General features: G+C 40.7%; 17 protein-coding genes. 10 read left to right on the top strand and 7 right to left on the bottom strand.

Annotated elements, in window-relative coordinates:
• Positions 1–903 carry a F0F1 ATP synthase subunit gamma gene (locus tag KO530_RS11260; RefSeq protein WP_216048493.1) on the top strand — a complete coding sequence of 301 codons (903 nt, stop codon included), beginning with the start codon at positions 1–3 and terminating at the stop codon, positions 901–903.
• A 147-nt stretch (positions 904–1,050) separates the two neighbouring features.
• Positions 1,051–1,962 (top strand): universal stress protein UspE, encoded by a 912-nt coding sequence (gene uspE / locus KO530_RS11255; RefSeq protein ID WP_216048492.1) that lies wholly within the window; start codon positions 1,051–1,053, stop codon positions 1,960–1,962.
• A gap of 113 nt (positions 1,963–2,075) precedes the next feature.
• Here uspE and KO530_RS11250 read toward each other — a convergent pair whose 3' ends face one another.
• The 7 genes from KO530_RS11250 to KO530_RS11220 form a co-directional block, all read right to left on the bottom strand.
• The gene (locus tag KO530_RS11250; RefSeq protein WP_252729185.1) at positions 2,076–3,416 is read right to left on the bottom strand and encodes an alkaline phosphatase; all 1,341 of its coding nucleotides are present in this window, start codon (positions 3,414–3,416) and stop codon (positions 2,076–2,078) included.
• Positions 3,417–3,491: 75 nt separating this feature from the next.
• On the bottom strand, positions 3,492–4,805 hold the full coding sequence (locus tag KO530_RS11245) for a sugar MFS transporter (protein WP_252729110.1): 1,314 nt from the start codon (positions 4,803–4,805) through the stop codon (positions 3,492–3,494).
• A gap of 4 nt (positions 4,806–4,809) precedes the next feature.
• Positions 4,810–5,979, bottom strand: a complete 1,170-nt coding sequence (gene nagA / locus KO530_RS11240) for an N-acetylglucosamine-6-phosphate deacetylase (protein ID WP_216048490.1) — start codon at positions 5,977–5,979, stop codon at positions 4,810–4,812.
• Positions 5,976–6,974, bottom strand: a complete 999-nt coding sequence (gene nagB-II / locus KO530_RS11235; protein ID WP_216048489.1) for a glucosamine-6-phosphate deaminase NagB-II — start codon at positions 6,972–6,974, stop codon at positions 5,976–5,978. The genes nagA and nagB-II overlap by 4 nt, the downstream gene beginning before the upstream one ends.
• A 13-nt stretch (positions 6,975–6,987) precedes the next feature.
• Positions 6,988–7,914, bottom strand: a complete 927-nt coding sequence (gene nagK, locus KO530_RS11230; RefSeq protein ID WP_252729105.1) for an N-acetylglucosamine kinase — start codon at positions 7,912–7,914, stop codon at positions 6,988–6,990.
• Between the two features lie 35 nt (positions 7,915–7,949).
• Positions 7,950–9,497, bottom strand: a complete 1,548-nt coding sequence (locus KO530_RS22235; protein ID WP_216048488.1) for a phosphodiester glycosidase family protein — start codon at positions 9,495–9,497, stop codon at positions 7,950–7,952.
• A 177-nt stretch (positions 9,498–9,674) separates the two neighbouring features.
• Positions 9,675–12,398, bottom strand: coding sequence for a TonB-dependent receptor (locus KO530_RS11220; RefSeq protein ID WP_216048487.1), 2,724 nt, complete (start codon positions 12,396–12,398; stop codon positions 9,675–9,677).
• Between the two features lie 313 nt (positions 12,399–12,711).
• Between KO530_RS11220 and KO530_RS11215 the strand changes: the two genes are divergently transcribed.
• The 8 genes from KO530_RS11215 (at position 12,712) to KO530_RS11180 (ending at position 20,445) form a co-directional block, all read left to right on the top strand.
• The gene (locus tag KO530_RS11215) at positions 12,712–13,848 is read left to right on the top strand and encodes an ROK family transcriptional regulator (RefSeq protein ID WP_216048486.1); all 1,137 of its coding nucleotides are present in this window, start codon (positions 12,712–12,714) and stop codon (positions 13,846–13,848) included.
• A gap of 163 nt (positions 13,849–14,011) precedes the next feature.
• A complete protein-coding gene (locus tag KO530_RS11210; RefSeq protein WP_252729104.1) occupies positions 14,012–14,452 on the top strand; it encodes a hypothetical protein in 441 nt (146 codons plus the stop codon).
• Between the two features lie 159 nt (positions 14,453–14,611).
• The gene (locus tag KO530_RS11205) at positions 14,612–14,926 is read left to right on the top strand and encodes a helix-turn-helix transcriptional regulator (RefSeq protein ID WP_216048485.1); all 315 of its coding nucleotides are present in this window, start codon (positions 14,612–14,614) and stop codon (positions 14,924–14,926) included.
• Positions 14,920–16,239 (top strand): type II toxin-antitoxin system HipA family toxin, encoded by a 1,320-nt coding sequence (locus tag KO530_RS11200; protein ID WP_216048484.1) that lies wholly within the window; start codon positions 14,920–14,922, stop codon positions 16,237–16,239. Before KO530_RS11205 ends, KO530_RS11200 begins: the two co-directional genes overlap by 7 nt.
• A 60-nt stretch (positions 16,240–16,299) precedes the next feature.
• Positions 16,300–17,964: an FMN-binding glutamate synthase family protein gene (locus KO530_RS11195; protein WP_216048483.1), complete on the top strand. Its 1,665-nt coding sequence runs from the start codon at positions 16,300–16,302 to the stop codon at positions 17,962–17,964.
• A 17-nt stretch (positions 17,965–17,981) separates the two neighbouring features.
• Complete coding sequence (locus KO530_RS11190) at positions 17,982–18,869, top strand: NAD(P)-dependent oxidoreductase (RefSeq protein ID WP_216048482.1); 888 nt, start codon at positions 17,982–17,984, stop codon at positions 18,867–18,869.
• A 314-nt stretch (positions 18,870–19,183) separates the two neighbouring features.
• Positions 19,184–19,870 carry a DUF4097 family beta strand repeat-containing protein gene (locus tag KO530_RS11185; RefSeq protein WP_216048481.1) on the top strand — a complete coding sequence of 229 codons (687 nt, stop codon included), beginning with the start codon at positions 19,184–19,186 and terminating at the stop codon, positions 19,868–19,870.
• Positions 19,871–20,061: 191 nt separating this feature from the next.
• Complete coding sequence (locus tag KO530_RS11180) at positions 20,062–20,445, top strand: MAPEG family protein (RefSeq protein ID WP_216048480.1); 384 nt, start codon at positions 20,062–20,064, stop codon at positions 20,443–20,445.
• Positions 20,446–20,494 lie beyond the last annotated feature (49 nt).

The raw sequence follows: 20,494 nt of genomic DNA, 5'->3' as shown, positions 1-20,494 counted from the left end.
ATGAGTGAATCGAATAGCGATTTACAACGTAAAATTGCAAGTGCAACTGATTTAAAATCAGTTGTTAGAACAATGAAAGCTATGGCTGCCGCCAATATCAACCAATATGAAAACGCCGTGCTTTCACTTGATGATTATTATCGAACTGTGCAATTAGGACTAGTGGCTTATTTTCTAAATACCGACAAAAGTGACTACCCAACAACAGATAAAGTATCTAAACCATCAGATCATAAAACCCAAATAGGCATAATTGTAATTGGCTCAGATCAAGGATTAGTGGGGCAATTTAATGATATTTTAGTAGACTTTTTAAATTCAAAACGGAAAGACTTCGGCGCAGCGCAAGTTATTTGGACCGCCGGTGAACGAATTCAATCTTTGCTAGAAGGCGTAAATGCACCACTTGGAAAACAGTTTTCACTGCCTAATTCAATAGAAAGCATTACTTCTTTTGTATCTGAAATTTTGTTGGAAATTGAACACCAACAAAAAACCAATCAGCTCAAAGAGGTCTACCTGTTTTTCAATCGTACCCTAGATAAACCTAACTATGCCCCCTGTTTTCAGCGAATATTACCCATTGACCAAAAGTGGAAACACGAATTTGTTTCTCTACCTTGGCCTAATCAATGTCTGCCACAATTGTTAGTCAATAATACGCTCACCATTAGCACGCTGATAAAAGAATACATTTTCACATCACTTTTCAAAGGTTGCATTGAGTCACTCGCGAGCGAAAATGCCAGTCGGTTAATCGCCATGCAACGCGCTGAAAAAAATATCGAAGAGTTACAAGAGCAGATGCAAAAGACATTTAACAAACTCAGACAAAGTGCAATTGATGAAGAGCTTTCTGACTTAGTCAATGGTTTTGAAGCCCTCAGCCCTTCGGCTGAATAAAAACGAAGCAGAACAGAAAAATTAAAATTTAGTTCTGAAATATTGAACTAAACTGTTTATTCATCAAGTTTGATCGACATCAAGTTTTGCTTGGGTAATCGGTGTATGGTCGGAATGTATAAGTTTGATTCATTAATGGAGATTACTATGAAAACCCCGCAAAAAATTCTAGTTGTGATCAGTGGTAAGCGCAAGCAGCATGAAGCATTGCTTCGAGCCTTGAAATTTGCAGAGCTCAATGAAGTGCACATTCATCTTCTCAATGTCATTTATGAACCTATTTTAGAATTGACCGATATTCTATCTAGTGACCACCGTAAAGAAATGAAAAAAGAATATCTTGCAGATCGCTATCTCTATATGAATAGCATTGCTGAAGATCTCGAGAAAAAGAACATAAAGTGCACCACCCATGTTGAATGGTGTCGCGAAGTTTATGAAGGGATAGAAGACGCCGTAGACAAAATTCAACCTGATCTGGTTATAAAACGTATTTCTGCAGATGCCATGAGCATTAATCCCTTTGCGTTACCATTAGATCGGCATTTGCTGCGATATTGCAAAGCGCCGCTATTGCTTGTGAAACACCAGACTTGGACAAACTCGCCGATTTTGGCAGCGGTAGATGTGTTGGCCAAAGACGATAATCATGTAGCATTAAATAAAGACATACTAGAAGCCGCTAGACTTTTTGCCAAATTAGGCGGCAGTGAAATACATACTGTTAGCGCCTATTTAGTGCATAACATGAGTGCGTCGATTGACTTTCCTACTATCAATTTTGAAAAGCTCAGCGCCAATAGTGCCCAATTTCATAGTGAAAAACTCGATGGGATGGAAAAAGAACATGAAATAAGTATGGCAAAAAAACATGTTGTTGCAGGCTTGCCAGAAAAAGTGATTCCAAATGTGGTCAAGCAAATTGATGCGCAGCTAGTGATTTTAGGCACAGTGGCACGTAAAGGCATTTCCGCTGCATTTCTGGGGAATACTGCTGAATCCATTTTGGCAGAACTCAATTGTGAGGTATTGGCTCTGAACTTAGATGAGAGTGAGTGAAGCTGAGCTCTAAAACAAAGAAACCCTAAATTCGCCAGTAAAAAGGGCGTTTACTCTCACGCCCTGCCCTTTCAATATAAAAAAGGATACCAAAAGGTATCCTTTCCACTAGATTATTTGTGTTCAAGTAATGAAAAAACCGTATTCGCAATATCAGTATTGTTGTTTAGCCCTACAAACGATTCACTGTGGCTACCAAACGCGAATACTGGAACATCTACGGCTGTATGAGCGCCTGTCGTCCAACCGGTGAGAGTTCTTGCATCAATAATGTGTTTAATATTGACGTAAAGCGCTTTTTTAACCGCATCAGCGGATACATCTGCGTAGGGATTACCCTCGCTGGATAACGGCTGATTATCTTCACCGATGTTTTTGCTGCTTTTTAACAAGGCAAGTTCAGATTCTGTCAAAGTAAAATTGAGCAAATCAGAAGTTGACTGTTGAGTAATATCAGTTTGTAACAACTGCTCAGCAATGTAACTTGGAGAATGCTTCATTGTACGTAAAACTTTAGGTTTCCATTCATACTTTCCATTAGCACCTAATGTCATACCACCAGTACTGTGATCAGCAGTTACCACCACCAAGGTATCAGGATGCTGAGCTACATACTCTTCAAGCATTTCTAATGTATTGGCGAGATCTTGCATTTCACCCATGGCAGCAGCTATATCATTGCTGTGCCCACCCCAATCAACTTGACTCGCTTCTATCAACATAAAAAATCCGTTATCATTTTCTAGCTGCTCCAAGGCTGTCGATGTCATGGTTTTCAAACGATTAGCATCAGTGTCATCTAAGGCCCAGGGTAAGCCAACATCAGCAAACAAGCCCAAAAGCGGTTTATCTTTTGCAACATTGTTTAGGGCTGCATAGTCATCAACATATTGATAACCCAGTTCCGTAAACTCGCTGACTAAGTCTCTATCATCACGCAAAAAGAATTTCCAGCCACCACCGAGTACAACATCATACATTTGGTAATTATCTACGTAACTATCAGCTATTTCATCGTAATTACCGCGAGCTTCATTATGGGACATAAAGCTGGCAGGAGTGGCATGATTAATTTGGCTGGTGACGACGACTCCAGTTTTCTTTCCCAAACGTTTGGATACTTCTAAAACCGTGGTTACCGGTTGCTTGTTCACATCCATAGCAATGGCACCGTTGTAGGTTTTCACCCCAGCTGACAACGCTGTTGCACCGGCTGCAGAGTCTGTCACGTATCCGGAAATAGGAGCCGGATACGTACTACTCATTCCCACCAAAGTGCGGTCAAAAACTGTTTGCTCAATTTCTGCTGTATTGGGGTCATCGTGAAAATATCGATACGCACTAATATATGCGGGGCCCATGCCATCACCCACAACCATAATGATATTTTTTGGTTTTTCAGGTACCACAATGGTTTGATTTGTCTGTTGTTGATCATTGCAGCCAAAAAGCATTAGCGACAATGAGAGCAATCCTATTTTACATTTCATACTGAGCCTATTTTTTAATGATAGTTAAGGTTTAACGTGCTACTTCCATGAGCGGATAGCGTGTCCACGAATCGCGTAAAAGAAAATATATAAATAACATGGCAAACCTATCCAGTAAGCAGACTGTAGATCGCCTATTTCGTGGGAGATTTTGCCAAATAACAAAGGTAAAATTGCACCACCAGAGATACCCATAATCAGTAGAGCTGAGCCTTGCGCCGAGTAGTTCCCGAGTCCTTTTAATGCTAGAGGCCATACAGATGGCCACACTAACGCGTGAGCCAGCCCCATTAACGCCACAAACGTAATAGTGTTAGGAATTACCGGAATACCTGTCCATCCCCACAATACATCTGCAATACTGGTGGATTGTGTAGAAGACAAGACGATACCCAAAATACACAAACAGCCAGCAATCCCTGAGCCGAGTAAAGCGCGCTCTTGGGAGATAAAGCGCGGAATACAGCTAACACCGATTAAATAACCGAATACCATAAAGACCATAGTGAATGAGGTTAAAGCAGCAAAGTTGCTTACACCCAATGAAGAACCATAGAGGCCAATCGTATCTGCGGCAATCACCTCTACACCTACGTAGAAAAATAACGCAATTGCACCCAACACTGTGTGTGGGAAATGAAATATGGATGATTTACTCACGCTTTCTTCTGTTTCAGTATTGCTTGATGAAATTTCAGGCAATGAAGAAAATTTAACCAGAGCGATTAATATTGTGAGTGCAATTGCCATTAAAACATATGGCACGATTAAGTTATGTGATAATTCCATTAGGCGCTGATCTTTGGCTACCTCTGACAATCCACTAAGCGCTTGTTCTGAAAAGTCTCCCATGTCAGACAATATCAAAGAGGTAAACAGAATTGGCACCAATACACCCGCACTTTTGTTTATCAGTCCCATGATGCTAATGCGCATAGCTGCACTTTCAACAGGTCCTAAATAAACTATATAAGGGTTAGATGCGGTTTGTAATATCGTTAACCCCGCAGCTAACACAAACAAAGCGACTAAGAAAAAAGCATAATTTGCAGTAATAGCGGCTGGTATATGTAACAGTGCGCCAACAGCCATGATCCCAAGCCCTAACGCCATGCCGTTTCGATAACCGGTTTTTTTAAGAATAATGGACATCGGCAAGGCCATCACTGTGTACGCAATATAAAATGAAAAGGTCACGAACAAAGCTTCAAACTCATTTAATTCACATACTAATTGAAGAAATGGAATCAATGAGCCATTGAGCCAAGTGACGAAACCAAAAATAAAAAATAAGATGCCAACAACGATCATTGGAACAAGGGTACTGGTTTTATTTGTTGTTATAGTTTGCATATTGTTAGACCTCATTAGCCATTGTTTCTTGAAAAAACACCTTATTACCATTTACCCAAGTTGACTGCACAACGAGTTTCTCATCCAATTGAATGAAATTGGCGATTTTACCTGGCGCAAGCTGTACTTTCGGATTGGTTTGCATAGGTGAGCCTGACAAATAATCTTTAGGATATTGGCTTGCTAAGCGAATAGACTCATCCACAGAGATCCCCAAATTAAAATGACAGTATCTTACCGATGATGCCATATCGATGGCAGCACCAGCTAACTCTCCGGTAGTAGATGTTAATCGTCCATCTCTTACCGTTACTTGCCGGTCGAAAAAATCAAATTCCGTCGCATCTGAACCAACTGGAGGCATCGCATCGGTTACCAAAAAGATTCCACCTTTAGGTTTCGTCTTGAGCGCTAATTGAATATTTAAATCATCCACGTGATGTCCATCGACTATGAGTCCGCAACGCGTCGTTTCAGATGTTAAAGCAACGCCTGTTACACCAGGCTCTCTAGCAGAAATAGGCGACATGGCATTAAACAAATGGGTAAATCCAGAGGCACCACATTGTATTGCTTTGCTTGTGGTAATTCCGTCAGCGTTACTATGCCCGATACAAACTTTCACACCTAAGCTGACTAACTCTTTAATTTGCCCCTCAGGTACCACTTCTGGCGCTAAGGTCACAACTATATTACCTAAATCCTGACGTTTAAACAGAGTCCACTCTTGATCTGTAATCGGACGAATATGTTGTTGACTATGGGCACCTTTTTTAATCGTGGAAATATGTGGACCTTCAAAATGAATTCCCAAGATACCTGGCTCATTTTGACGAATCCCTTGCGCAACTGCGTCAGCCGCCCTATTCATTACGTCGATATCATCAGTAATTACCGTGGGTAATAGTCCTGTTGTACCGTAACGGGCGTGAGCGGCGAAGATGGTCTTTAACGAGTCTAGGGTTGGCTGAGCATTGAATAATACCCCGCCTCCGCCGTTTACTTGTAAATCTACAAATCCTGGGGCAACTAGCCCGCTCAGCACCGTATCAACCTGTGAAATATCCTGATCGATTGCAATGATTTCTTCGCCTTCAATCACAAGCACTTGATCAGTATGATATGCCTGTCCATCAAATAATCTTTGGGCATGTAATCTCATTTGTTGCGTCATAATGTTTTGGTTACTTTATTCAAGCCCAAAGGCACGTCAGGGTTTAAGCCGCGATGGGTTGAAAGCTTAGCAACATCAATATAGAAACGTTGTAAGACTAACAGAGGAGCTATTCGCGGATGCGCAGCTAGTTTACTCTGGTGTAAATGCAGAACCTGTGCCCCTCGTCGTTTAACTTCGTTTATTTGTTCAATATGAGAAGCTTCACTTTCGTCCAGAACCAGACAGTCTAATATTGCTAGGCCTTGCTCTATCAAAGTAATGGGGCCATGCAAAAATTCAGCGCTACTGAAAGCCTCAGCATGAATACTGCAGACTTCTTTTAGTTTTAACGCTATTTCTTTAGAAACCGCAAAACCCAATCCCCGTCCCAATACAACTAGGTTATTGACGTTATCAACATCTGTGGGCGCTAATTGTGAAGGTGAATCAATGATTGCTTCAAGTAAACTAGGCAATTGATTCAGGGAATCGAGTAAACCTTGATTGTTTGTCCACGTTGCGACTAAATGCAGAAGAGCGGAAAGAGTTGAGAGGTAGCTCTTAGTTGCCGCAACAGACTCTTCTTTGCCCGCGTTTAAAGGCAAAACATCATCTACAATATCTTTCAATGGCGAGCTTTCATCATTCACCAAAGCAATGCAATATGCTCCGCCTTTTTTAGCCATCTTTGCCTGAGCTAATATATCGGGACTGCGTCCAGACTGCGAAATAACAATCACTAAAGCATTATCCAAGACCAGTTGTTTGTTGTACACACTTGAAACTGAAGGTGCAGCAGCAAAGGTCGGAATTTGAGCTTCAATTTCAATTAAATATTTAGCAAACACACCAGCATGATCTGACGACCCTCGACCAATAATCATCACCATTTTAGGTTTGAATTGGTGCAACTTATTGGCAATGTTTGTGACTGTTTTTTGATTTTTCTGAATTTGTTCGCGAATAACTTTAGGGGTTTGTCGCGCTTCTTTTTCCATTATTGTTTGTGTCATGTAAAACTCTTATTTATGTAGCTATTGAAATTGATTTATCTGATGGGAAGCCATTCATATTTTGTCTAGCAAAATAGACAGCCCCTACTTCCGGTGGCGACAAGGGAGCAGATAGTGCATTTTGGATTGCTTTGTTTAGCCATGGGAACAATGAGGTTCCTAAACCACCAATAAGGGATATTCTGGGAGGATGGGTATTCATTAACTTTTCAGCCATGCCGTTAATGTAACCTGCTCCCTCTTGAACAATAGAAATTGCTATTTCATCTTTTGAACTTGCCGCAATAAAAACGCAATTAGCCAATTGAGCAAAAAATGATGCTGGTTTACCTGCAACTTTTTCTGTCAGCTCTTCGCTGTTTTTCACATTAAGTTGTTCCAGCATAACGTTAACGAGTTTGGTTGGATGGCCTAATCCATCAAGTGACAGTAAAACCTGTTCTGCCGCCCTTAAACCAAACCAAGCCCCACTGCCTTTGTCTCCTTGGGGAAATCCATGCCCGCCTAATATCGTTGACTTTTGATTCACATAGGAAAACCCACACGATCCCGTGCCTGTCACTATGACAGCGCCATCCCCCCCGTTATGAGCACCTAAACTGGCAATCAATAAATCCGTGGCTAAAAATATTTGTCTGAACGGATGCTGCCATTTCATAATGGTGTCGTAATGCTTAGGTAGGTTTACGCCTGCAAGACCTAACCCTACCGGAATTTTAGTCAATTCACTTGGACTGATACCCGCTTGTTTTAATGCCATGAGCGCACTGTTTTTAATAGAGTCTTTAGCCTGCTCGATACCATAAACAGGGTTTCCAGGCCCTGCAGTACCTTCACCTAAAACCACATTATCTGGTGACATCAAAACGGCTTTGCATTTAGTACCACCACCATCAATTCCTAAAATGAGGGATTCACCTGGTGTTGAGTTCTTTTTCAATGTATTTGTTATTCCCGTTACCACTTCTAAACCTTTTATTTCGCCGTAAATAGCAACGCTTCAGCGACTGCCCTTTCCCCATTACTATCCGATGGCTTTCCTGTTATCTGGCCATTAACAACCATTACACTAGAACCGCCACCATCTAGATTGATCGCCTTTTGAACACCTAACTCCAACATAAGCTCTGACATTTCAGTAATAGATGCCCCTATGCTTTTAAACGGATCTCTTCCATAAACCACTACTACATATACATCGCCTGTATTAGTAACGCCCACCGCTGTACGAGGATGGCGCTTTAAAACCCAATTTTGGTAAAAGTTGATTCGATTGTTCTCTGGCAACGCTTCAGAAATATCGTCTCGATGATCAATAGCAGCGGTACCACCTTTAACAGGGGTCACTCCCCACCCTTGCGAACGTCGTTGAGAAATAGGTTGCTTGCCATCAACTAATAGTGTTGGTCCACCATTAATCACATACATACCTTTGCGCAAAGTCAGTTCACCTGAGTCACTAGTTACCTGCTGATTAATAACTACCTTTGTTTTTGTTGATACAAACTTTTCGAGTTGTGAGACTGAATCACCAGAAGCAACAACAAGACGGTGGCCAACAGGTAAAGAAGTTGACATATCCGGACGATTAAAATAAACAGAATTGTTTTGATCCACGAAAAAGTGAAACTCGCGGTTGCTTAACACCGGATGAAGATTGCCAAAATAATGATTGTAAACAATGATTTCATTAGATTTGTGACAAACAAAATCGTGTATTGCCACAACTTTAGGATGACCGAAACCACAGTTAAATATTTTACCCGATAGACGATTAATGCCATCTACATAAAAGTTTTTATCCTCAACAGTTAAACTAATTTGAGATTGCACATTATTTAAAATTTCAACCGATAATGAGGGTTGATTGTTGATTAATAAAGCAGGTCTGCCGGCCACAGCTTCACTAACTAATATGCCGTCAATTACTGCTAAGCCTGCCACATCGCCAATGATCCCTTGGCTTGAATTAAATGCAAAAAAACCACCATTGACGGCAGCTACCGCTAGATTTTTTTTAGCTATTTCCGATACTTTTTCAACACCTGTTATTTGTTGCTTAGCTAAAGACGACGTTAGAGTGCCGGTGTATTGAGAAGGCACTAATTTAAGAATACTGATTTCTTGTTTACCCATACCGCCACTTCGTTGGGTACTGTGTGAAGGACGCATTTGTAAACCAATTGCCGCAAGTTGTTGTTGCATAATTTGTGCATCAGCTAAGGTATTAAACTGACCAATTGTAACTAACTTTCCTAAATCACTGCCATCAGGTGCCTGTTCAACCAGATCAATCATTTTAGGTTTTAAACTGTGACTTCTTGAATTTATCGTTAGTCTCGATACATGTTTGTTCAATGCATCTACTAAGGCGTTAGCGTCGGTTACAGACATCACTGAACTGGTCAATTCAAAATATCCAGATAGCTCACCTCTATCCACCTTAAAGTAGCTTAGTCCAGGCGAAATGACTGTTTGAGTTGCATCAGTAAATGCTACTGGCAAGCCAGTTTTAGTCTGCACTGGAGTGGAACACGCATTTACCAATAATGCGCAAACAATGACAAAGCATCTTATTGAAAAACCGAACACTGGCATGATAATTCACTCGGTAAGAAATATTGGCTTAGAGTTGATAGTTTAGATTGGTAGGCTTAAATAAGGAGCATCTTATGATGCTCCTTAACCTAATTTTCGTTATTAAAACGAGTATCTGGCACCAATAACAAATCTTCTATCGATTTGTGCAAGATCGTACGGGGTATTTTGAACCGAACGATTCACTTCTTGCTCAGTTAACAGATTTAACCCTTGCACTTGTATTTGCAGTGCATCAGTCACATTGTAACTGGCGGAAAAGTCAAGCTGTCCATACTCTTCTTGCCATTGTGGAATACCCGCGGTTGAAGCAAATTCCACCAAATATTCATCTCGCCATGTATAAGACAATCTCGCATTAAAGCTAGGGACATCATAGTACAAGGCCAAGTTGTAACTACTTTCTGACAATCCAGGTAAACCAGAATTACGCACGTCACCTTCGTCTGAATATTGCGCGGCACTATCAATCATTGTGTAGTTTGCCAACAGACCAAAATCGTCTAAGGATTCGCTGATGAATCCGAGTCTAGATTGATAAGCTAACTCAATACCGGTAATGGTTGCACCAACGCCATTTGCAGGTTGGGTAAAGATAATAGGTCCACTTACAATTACACCATCACTTTGTCTAGGAAACTCTCTAATTTCAGTCGTAGATGAGGTATCAATGAAACCATCTAAATCTTTATAGAAAATATTGATCGCAGCTACAGCTTCACTAGTAAAGTACCACTCAAAACCTATGTCATAGTTATCTGCTGTAAACGGTTGCAGATCAGGGTTACCACGTGAACCAAGACCGCCGCCTTCATCGATGCCGTTAAAGCTTTCAAACGCAGCTAATTCACCTAGCGCAGGTCGTGTTAAACTCTTAAAGTAAGCCGCACGTACCACCATATCGTCATTAAGAGCATAACGTACGTTCATGTTCGGTAAAATCTCTTGATAATCGCTTTTCAAGGTAACTGGGCTGAACGCATTTACATCAGACGAATCCGTAGTCACTTGCGAATCAATGGTTTGAATGGTTCGAACAAAACGTAAGCCAGTACTTAAGGTAACACTTTCACTTACTTCAATATTTGCTTGAGCATAGGCTGCAATGGTTTGTTCTTGCAATTCAAAGCTGTTGATTAGTTCAAAAGGTTCGTTTACATCTTCGTATAAACCATCGATGGGCGAACCATCTGCATTAAAGAAAGTTGATAGAATTTGCGCAGGATCACCACCAATTAACGTCGATGGCGCAAAGCCTGCACCATCTACATTAAAACGGTCTAGTGGAGTATATACATCCGCTAAAGTAGGTAAATCAGTGCGACGATTTAGTGGGGTTACCCCATCAGCTAAGAAGCTTTCTGCCCTGATATCAGATCTGGTTTGATGTTGTTCCAATTCTCTGTCGGTAAATCGCAAACCAAAGTCAACTTTCATCAAGTCGCCGTTATCGTATTCAAAATCCAACTTCAAGGTATTGTTTGAGTCCTTGGTTTCAAGAGGACGACGAATGAACACGTTAACAACAAATTCTTCAGGGTTGCTTGCAAAATCAGTATCAGGGGTAGACCACTCTAAGTAGTTGTCGCGCATAATGTAACTTACATCAGCTGGATAGAAATTGCCGTCTTCTTCCATTCTGCGAAATGAAAACAAGTCATTACTGTTGGTCTTTTCGCGACTAAAGTGGCCAATATAGGGTGAAAATTTCAAGCTATCAGAGATGTGCCAATCTGCACTTAAAGTGAACTGGTTTACCTCTTCATCAATCGCTTCTTGTCTTGCACCAACACGTTGTTGCACACCAGTTAATGTGGCTTGAGTTGCTATACCGTTTTCAATCACAGTGTTACTAACAGCGGTAATATTACTCTCTGAGGGTGCATCTAAAATTGTTTCTACACGATCACCATCAATCTTACCAACAAGTGCCCGTGCTTTAATATCAAGATCATCATTAGGGCGCCACTGCAGACCTAATACAGCGCCGAGGGTTTCACGTTCCTCTGAAGTATAACCAAAACTCTCAATACGAGGATATAATGCATCAAGTTGCTCTTGGGTAGGACCACCTTCTTCGCCCACGTCAGGTCCAGTCCAAACGGCTGATAAAGGACTATGGCTACTGCCACGTACTTCATTATTCTGCATATCTGTATCTGAATACACCAATGCGGCATTGATACCAAAAGTGTCATCCCAGTTTTGATTAAATACTACTGACGCTTTTGGGCTGTTTGTGCCAGTATTATCACTGTAGTTATTGTAAACAGAAACATTGAGCACTTGATCTTTGGTTGCTAGCGGATCTGGCGTATACAGAGAAACGCTTCCAGCAATGCCGCCTTCCACTTGATCTGCAGTCACTGACTTGGATATTTCTACACTGTTAAATAATTCAGCTGGAAAAATTTCGAATGAGAAGCCACGAGTACCATCACTACCCCCCGCTAACATTCCATTAACTTCAGTAGAGGTGAATTCAGGACCAAGACCACGTAAGTTAATTGCAGTCCCCTCACCTGTAGGGTTTCGATTTAAGGTGACACCCGGTACACGTTGAATCGCTTCAGACAGGTTAGCTTCTGGAAACTTACCTATATCTTCGGCGGTAATGACATCGACCACTTTATTTGCAAATCGTTTTTGATTAAGAGATTTTAAAAGGCTACCTCTTACACCTTTAATCGTAATGGCTTCAACGTCACCTTCACTTGACTCTTGGGCATAAAGGTTAGCAGACGCGCTACTTAACAATCCTAAGATTACCGCAGTCGAGACCTTGCTGAATTTACTTGCTCTGGGAGTAACATTTGTTCTGCTCATTAATTTTCCTCGATGTTGACAGTGTGTTTTTATTATTAATTACCACTCTGGTATTTAAACTAGCCACGCAAGAATAAATTGTCAACCATTAATTACCACGTCAATACTTAATATTTCAAAAATAATTTTGGATTTACAAAAATAATAATAATATTCAAAAGGTTATAACTAATTTGGAGTTTTGTATTATTTACCTGCCAATTAACTTAATTATCAAGGTGGTAATTAAGTTACCTAATTGTTATTCTATACAGTGGGCTAGATTTCTAATTGTTCTTGGTTTTCGTCATTTACTTCCTTCAAGGGGTTTACATTGCAAACGCTACAGCAAATAACATCCATTTCGCACATCGAAAAACAGCTAAATAGTAGCCATAAAAAAGTAATTGAAAATATTCGTAGAAACCGCAAAGCAACTCGTGCGGAAATAGCCAAGGCAACGGGATTATCTAATCAAACTTTAACGAGACTGACTAAGCACTTAATATCCCTTGGCATAGTTGAAGAGCACTCAAAAATCGCTGGGCAGCGAGGACAACCAGCTACTTACTTGACGTTAATCCCCGGAGTTTTTGCTAGTGTTGGGGTGGTTTTCGAACACGATAGAGTGGTAGTTCTATTAGATGATCTCGACCGCACAAACATCGTTAGATTTTGTAAAGATGGGACATTCTTATCGGCAGAACTAGCAATTAAAGCAGCCTTATCTATGCTCGACCAATTATTTTCAGAGTTAGATCCCTCAATTAATATTTTAGGGATAGGTATATCTATTTCTGGATTTTTTACTAACGAAGAAGGCCGTATTTGTTCCCAACAAGATCCGCAAGGTTGGTCTGTTGTTAATTTTCAAGAAACCTTTGCAAAACGATACAAACAACACTGTTTTGTAGAAAATGACGGAAACGCTGCCTCTATTGGTTTTTCGTTAACTAAAAAAGGAGCTACGCTGCAAAGTTTCTATCTCATGCTGTTTACTCTAGATATAGGTGGTGGTTTTGTTTTTGAAGGTGAGGTTGTCGATGGTGCTTTTGGAAATGCTGGCGAAATTTCTACCTTATTTAGTAGCGATAAATCGCAACTAAGGCCCAACTTGGGATCACTTTACAAACATTTGAGTGCTGTTTGGGGGGAAGAGGCCACTCCTGAGAAAATTCAGGCAGCGATTGCCAATCAAGACACTAACATCAAATCTTGGGTAACAGCATGTGTTGAAACTATGAAGTTCCCACTCAAAGCCATCCAAAGTCTACTTGATCCAGAAGCAATTGTTTTTACCGGCAGATTACCAATTGAGTTACAGAAATCGCTATCTGAAAAAGTCGTTGTTACTGGTGCTTCCTATGGAGATGTTTTCGCTCCAACTCCTAAAATCCATATAGCGGATGGTAACGATATTTTAGAAAAAGGGGTTACTGCAATCCCTGCATTTTATTTTTTTAAACGATAACAAGATTTTTTGTTTATCTTTTTGATAGATTGCAATAGCCACTGATATTTAAAACAATAATTAGATTTATTCGTGACATTTCGCGTTATTTTTTATAACAATTTTACTTTTTCCGGTCTATAGTTTTAACTTAGTCAGACAAGCATTTAAAGGGACAGTTATTTTGCAAAAACATGGTGAGCATGTCATAGGAAAATGTGGCCAAGTGTTACTTTTTAGTGGGCGAGGCCCATGGAATGATGAAGCATTAGAGGGTTCACTGCAGCAAACGATTGACAATTTCCACACGGTTGATAAAAACCGTCCATGGGCGCAATTAAGTTGTTTATATGGAGAAAGTTTATTTCCACCTTCAACTTATAACTTGTTTAAAAAGCAGACCTTTTTACGCAAGCAGCTGGGGATTACAGCGGTGGCAGTAGTGATTCTAGATTCTGATATCAGTAATACAATCAAGCAACAATTATCTACTGGTTATCAAGCTGCCGAGGTTAATTATCAGTTTTTCTCTTCACTGGTAGATGCGATCCATTGGCTTGAAAATCATGGTGTTGATATAGATGCTAACGCAATTACCCAATTCTTTAATCAAAACCGATTATAACCAGCCAAGAATAAAGTCCCAAAAATAGGACTTTAACAAACATAATTCATGTTAAGTCCCAAAATAAGCATACTAAGATAGATGTTGATAAAGTCATTAAATTGGGACATTATTGGTATATTGTTTATTAATGTGTCCTTTTTATCACTTTAGGTAGTTATGCAAACAAAAGAGATTGTAGCCGATTTAGGTGAACGTTTGAAACAAGCCCGCCTGAATGCTGATTTAACGCAACAAGACATCGCAGATAAAACAGGCCTTTCCAGAAAGGTGGTTATGCGCGCGGAAAAAGGTCATGCTCAATTAGAAACAGTGGTAGCTATTTTAGTCGCCTTGGGATTGAGCAAACAATTGGATCTGTTTATTCCTATTCCAACCGAGTCCCCCATTCAGTTAGCCAAACGGCAAGGCCAACAAAGACAACGAGCATCAGGTAATAATCCAGCAAGTAAAAAAGGTGATCCGGCATGGTAAAAGAGGTAGTCATAGTGAATTACCAGGATCACCAAGTTGGTGCGGTTAGCTATGATCCTGATAAACAGTTGGGCGCGTTCGAGTACACTCCGGCATTCATCAAAACCGGTATTCAATTGTCACCGTTAAAAATGCCTTTATCAAAACAGATTTATACTTTCCCTGAAACCGACTTTGCCGCATTTAAAGGCCTCCCCGGATTGGTTGCTGACTCCCTACCCGATGATTTTGGTAATGCCGTCATCAATGCATGGGTTGCTTCGCAGGGGAAATCAGCAAAGGATATATCCCCTCTTCAACGCTTAAAATACACAGGTACTCGCGGCATGGGCGCACTAACTTTTGCCCCAGCGACCCGGCATAAAAATCTTAACTCATCACAGCAACTTGAGGTTGAAAACCTCGTGGAAGTTGCCCAAGACATTGTCAATCAAAGGTCCAAATTTAATGTATCTTTGAATCAACAAGGTTATGAGGACAAAGAAGCGATGATGGCGCTAATGTCGGTTGGTATGAGTGCTGGTGGCGCAAGGCCGAAAGCGGTTTTAGCATTTAATTCAGATTTTACCCAAGTGCGTTCTGGACAAACTAATGCGCCAGACGGGTTCAGCCATTATTTAATGAAATTTGATGGGGTAAGTGAACACAATAAGAACCAGGAAACATTTGGTGATCCCACCGGTTATGGGGCAATGGAATACGTTTACTATTTAATGGCCACGGCCAGTCAAATAGATATGATGCCCTGTTATTTGCTCAACGAAGGTAAACGACGACACTTTATCACCCAAAGATTTGATCGTATCGGCAATGACAAAGTCCACGTCCAAACATTAAATGGACTTGCTCACGTTAGTTTTAAGCAAGTGGGAATCTATTCTTATGCAGAGTTATTTGACGTTGCCCGAAGCTTAAAGTTATCTGCTAAAGAAGCCGAACAAATATTCAGAAGAATGGTATTCAATGTGGTGGCCAAAAATCACGATGATCATGCAAAAAATATTTCGTTTATGTTTGATCAACAGCAACAATGGACGTTAGCCCCTGCCTATGACTTAGCGTACAGTTACAAACCAGGCAGTAGATGGGTCAACAGTCATTGGATGTCTATAAATGGCAAGCGTGATAACTTTGATAGAAAGGATTTATATTCCTTCGCTCAGTTAAGTCCAATTTTTAATAAACGAAAAATTGATCGCATCATAGATGAGGTCGTAGAACAGGTGTCACAATGGCAAAAGTTAGCCAAAGAACACCATGTTCCCAAGACACTTATCGAAGAAGTTCAATCTAATCTCAGGTTGACGTTATAAACTAGTTCACTGAACATTATCCTAATCAAAATAGTGGTTTAGTGTTGAATGGGGAAAATCATGCGTTTAGCATTTTATGTATTTTGTTTTTTAAGTTGGGGGCTGTTAATCCTTGCCAGCGTTTTATGGTCAGCGTCTACATGGGGACTCATTATTCTTATCCCCCTAACCGTTGTTGGTTTTTACGATATATTTCAAACCAAACATGCACTGTTACGAAATTTCCCCATAGTCGGTCACGGGCGATGGTTAATGGAAGATATAAGACCCTTTCTGCGCCAGTATCTTTTTGAATCAGAAACTGATGGAGTGCCTGTTAATCGTATGTTTCGTTCGGTTATATACCAACGCGCAAAGGGTCAATTAGACTCCCTGCCCTATGGAACAAAACTACAAACACAAAATGTTGGCTATGAATGGATAAGCCATTCAGTAGGCGCGATACATTACGACGAAAAGCAGCCTGAACCAAGAGTTAAGGTTGGTGGTCCAGATTGCAAACAACCATACGAAGCCAGTGTATTTAATATATCAGCTATGAGTTTCGGGTCGTTAAGTGCAAACGCCATTCGCGCCTTAAACAAAGGCGCAAAGCTAGGTAACTTTTATCACAATACTGGAGAAGGCAGCGTTAGCCCTTATCACCTCGAGAATGGCGGCGATATCGTATGGCAAGTCGGTACGGGGTACTTTGGTTGCCGTGATAATCAGGGAAATTTTGATCCTGAAGCGTTTAAGCAAGTGGCCCAAAAAGAATCGATAAAGATGATTGAAATAAAATTATCACAAGGCGCTAAACCAGGTCATGGTGGTATTCTTCCTGCGGATAAAAATACCGCTGAAATAGCACGAATAAGATTAGTCGAACCAGGTACCCGCGTCGACTCACCTCCCGGACACAGTGCATTCTCAACGCCTCTTGAAATGATGGATTTTATTCAACAATTGCGGGATTTATCAGCCGGAAAACCCATTGGTTTCAAACTTTGTATAGGTCAAAAAAGTGAATTTGTGGCGATGTGTAAAGCCATGATTCAAACCGGCATAAAACCTGATTTCATCACTGTAGACGGTGGTGAAGGTGGCACAGGTGCAGCGCCATTAGAATACTCTAACTCAGTGGGCATGCCTCTTCGAGAAGCACTTGTGTATGTTTGCGATATTTTACAAGGTTTCGATCTTAAAAAAGACATCAAAGTCATTGCAAGTGGCAAAACGTTTACCGGCTTTCACGTAGTGCGAAATATTGCGGTAGGTGCAGACATTTGTAATAGCGCTCGCGGTATGATGATGGCACTGGGATGCGTGCAGTCTTTAGTGTGCAATACTAACCAATGCCCCACCGGGATTGCCACACAAGATAAGAATTTAGCCAAAGGCATCGTGGTCGAAGACAAAGCCCAACGAGTGGCCAGGTATCACCAAGAAACAGTACATGCCACTTTAGATATAGTCTCTTCAGCAGGCCTGACTGACCATAGCTCAATCAACAGAGGGCATATTTATCGGCGCATAAGCCAAACAGAAATAAAGCGTTATGATGAAATATACCCTAGCCTTGAAGCTGGCTGTTTACTGACAGATGATTATCCTGAACAGTTTAACAAAGAAATGCAGGAGTCTTCGGTAGATTGCTTTATGCCAAAAAACTATGTTTTAGAATCCAGTAGTGGCTTAAAAACCAAAACCACTGACGAACAGCAGACTAGCGCTCAACGCGCATAATTTTAAAAGGAATTCCTATGTCGAATCAAAATCATTCTCTGAATATCGCGTTTATTGGCCTAGGGGTCATGGGTTTTCCTATGGCGGGCTATTTAGCCAATGCAGGCCATAAAGTGACCGTTTATAATCGCACTGATAGCAAAGCTGAGCTTTGGTTAAAGGAGTATAAGGGTGCAAAAGCTGCAACCCCCGCTGAAGCAGCAAAAGGTAAAGATGTTGTCTTTGCCTGCGTAGGTAACGACGATGACCTACGTGAAGTAACAGTAGGTGATAAAGGCGCATTTAATACAATGAAAGAAGGCAGTATTTTTGTTGATCATACAACGACATCGGCTTTAGTGGCACAAGAACTAGCGCAAATAGCTCAATCCAAAAATATCGGCTATGCAGATGCCCCCGTTTCTGGCGGCCAAGCGGGAGCACAAAGCGGTGCCCTTACCGTGATGGTTGGAGCTGAGCCAAGGGACTATCAAAAAATAGAATCGCTAATTCGCTGTTACGCCAAAATGCAAAAGCTGTTAGGTCCGGTTGGTAGTGGTCAAATGGCCAAAATGGTGAATCAAATCTGCATTGCCGGTGTAGTACAAGGTTTATCTGAAGCATTACACTTTGCCAAACAAAATGGCTTAGATGCTGAGGCAGTTGTTGAGGTTATTTCTAAAGGCGCTGCACAATCTTGGCAGATGGATAATCGTGCCAGCACTATGTTAGATAATGAGTTTAACTTTGGGTTTGCCGTCGATTGGATGCGCAAAGATCTCGGTATAGTATTGGACCAAGCGAGAGTATCGAAGGCACATTTACCGTTAACGGCTCTAGTAGATCAATTTTATAGCCAAGTTCAGGCCAATGGAGGGGATAGATTCGACACGTCCAGTTTAATCACCCTTTTAGAAAAAAAGTAAATAAGTAAACCCAATTTACCCCTCAAAAGCGTCGTTGAAAGGCGGCGCTTGTGGGAATACCAAATAGCTTAAATCCCGTTATTTGAGTGACCTACCCGACTTCATTTACTCTCTAAACAAGGCGCTGTGAAAATCGCTAAACACTCAGCATAATTGACTAATATTTTGTTATTCTGCCTAAAAAAATTAATTATTTCATTCTCATAAAATAAAAAATACATTAAAATCATACAGTTAAAAATATGGCCTGAGTTCTGCAACTTCTTATAAAAATACAACTCAAATTACAATTATCACACATACTTAGGAATTTTATGTTAAGCGCTAACTCACTAAAAACTATTTCACGAGCAATCATCGCCACCTCTACTATGCTCGTTTTATCTGGTTGCATCATCCATGTTGGAGGCGGTAGTAACGACACATCGGACGGTAATAGCGTGAGTAGTGTTTTTGGTGGATTAGAAGTATCTCAAGGTAAACACGTCTCTAACGTCAGCTCAGTAAATGGCAGCATTGAGTTACACGATGATGTGACTGCTCGAACTGTCGATACGGTCAATGGCAGTATCGAAATGGGTGATTATGTCACAGTCGAAAATGCGTCAACCGTAAATGGTGACATTGAAGCGGGTCACCATTTTAGCAGTGCAGGTTTTGTCAAAACCGTCAACGGTGATATCAGTTTGCAGCATTCTTCGAAAGTTGCTCAAGAGGTCGAAACCATCAATGGTGAGATTAAGTTAAATGGTGTTGTAGTCGAAGGTTCTGTGCACACTCACAACGGAGATATTTTGCTAACCAACAACACGCAAGTGCTGGGCGATATCATTTTCCACAAAAATAATCGTAACAATAACGATCATTCAGTGCCTACTTTGAGTATAAAACAAGGGGCAACTGTTGCAGGTCAAATCATTCTTTATCGTGAAGTCGAGCTAAACATTGATGATGCGCAATTACTGAATAAAGTTGAATTTCAATTCGACAGCAATATGTAAATACCTTTATTTAACGGTACCAAATGTCATTCCCGACTATTCGGCCGTCTTTCATAACTCTTATGTAGACGGCCATTTTTTACATTTCCCAGCACACATAAATCGGTGATAATTAAAAAGGTATTTGTTTAAACAAATATTTAGATGTTAACGTTATACTTAGACAATCAGGTTCACATTGTGAGTATCTCATGACGACTATTATCATCTGTTTAATCATTGCCACTATTATGCCAATTGTATTCAAAGCACCTTTAGCCATTGCGCAGAATAAGCAGGGAGGTTATGACAATCGAAACCCTCGTGCGCAACAGAGTAAACTCACCGGTTTTGGTGCGCGAGCCAAAGCCGTTCACGAAAATAGTTTTGAAGCACTAATCATGTTTATACCCGGTGCATTAACGGCGCTAATTACGCAAAACGTGGGTGATATCGCTCAATACCTAGCGATTGGATTTGTTATCTCACGTTTAATTTATGCTATTTGTTATTGGTTAGATATCCACGTACTGAGAAGTTTGGTGTGGTCAGTAGGCTTGGCCTGTTCAATTGGTTTACTCATTATTTCCTTGTAACTCACTTAAGAGCATAAAAAAAGCACCTTCGAATTTAATCAAAAGGTGC

This window comes from Aliiglaciecola lipolytica (assembly GCF_018860635.1).
GTDB classification, from domain to species: Bacteria; Pseudomonadota; Gammaproteobacteria; order Enterobacterales; family Alteromonadaceae; genus Aliiglaciecola; species Aliiglaciecola lipolytica_A.
The sequence above is the reverse complement of the archived record's forward strand: the minus strand, read 5'-3'. Positions and strand labels throughout refer to the sequence as shown.

Coding starts and splice junctions, on each gene's coding strand:
- KO530_RS11195 (WP_216048483.1), top strand. CDS start 16,300: ATGCGTTTAGCATTTTATGTATTTTGTTTTTTAAGTTGGGGGCTGTTA.
- KO530_RS11185 (WP_216048481.1), top strand. CDS start 19,184: ATGTTAAGCGCTAACTCACTAAAAACTATTTCACGAGCAATCATCGCC.
- KO530_RS11260 (WP_216048493.1), top strand. CDS start 1: ATGAGTGAATCGAATAGCGATTTACAACGTAAAATTGCAAGTGCAACT.
- KO530_RS11180 (WP_216048480.1), top strand. CDS start 20,062: ATGACGACTATTATCATCTGTTTAATCATTGCCACTATTATGCCAATT.
- nagA (WP_216048490.1), bottom strand. CDS start 5,979: ATGACGCAACAAATGAGATTACATGCCCAAAGATTATTTGATGGACAG.
- KO530_RS11205 (WP_216048485.1), top strand. CDS start 14,612: ATGCAAACAAAAGAGATTGTAGCCGATTTAGGTGAACGTTTGAAACAA.
- KO530_RS11220 (WP_216048487.1), bottom strand. CDS start 12,398: ATGAGCAGAACAAATGTTACTCCCAGAGCAAGTAAATTCAGCAAGGTC.
- KO530_RS11245 (WP_252729110.1), bottom strand. CDS start 4,805: ATGCAAACTATAACAACAAATAAAACCAGTACCCTTGTTCCAATGATC.
- KO530_RS11250 (WP_252729185.1), bottom strand. CDS start 3,416: ATGCTTTTTGGCTGCAATGATCAACAACAGACAAATCAAACCATTGTG.
- uspE (WP_216048492.1), top strand. CDS start 1,051: ATGAAAACCCCGCAAAAAATTCTAGTTGTGATCAGTGGTAAGCGCAAG.
- KO530_RS11200 (WP_216048484.1), top strand. CDS start 14,920: ATGGTAAAAGAGGTAGTCATAGTGAATTACCAGGATCACCAAGTTGGT.
- KO530_RS11190 (WP_216048482.1), top strand. CDS start 17,982: ATGTCGAATCAAAATCATTCTCTGAATATCGCGTTTATTGGCCTAGGG.
- nagB-II (WP_216048489.1), bottom strand. CDS start 6,974: ATGACACAAACAATAATGGAAAAAGAAGCGCGACAAACCCCTAAAGTT.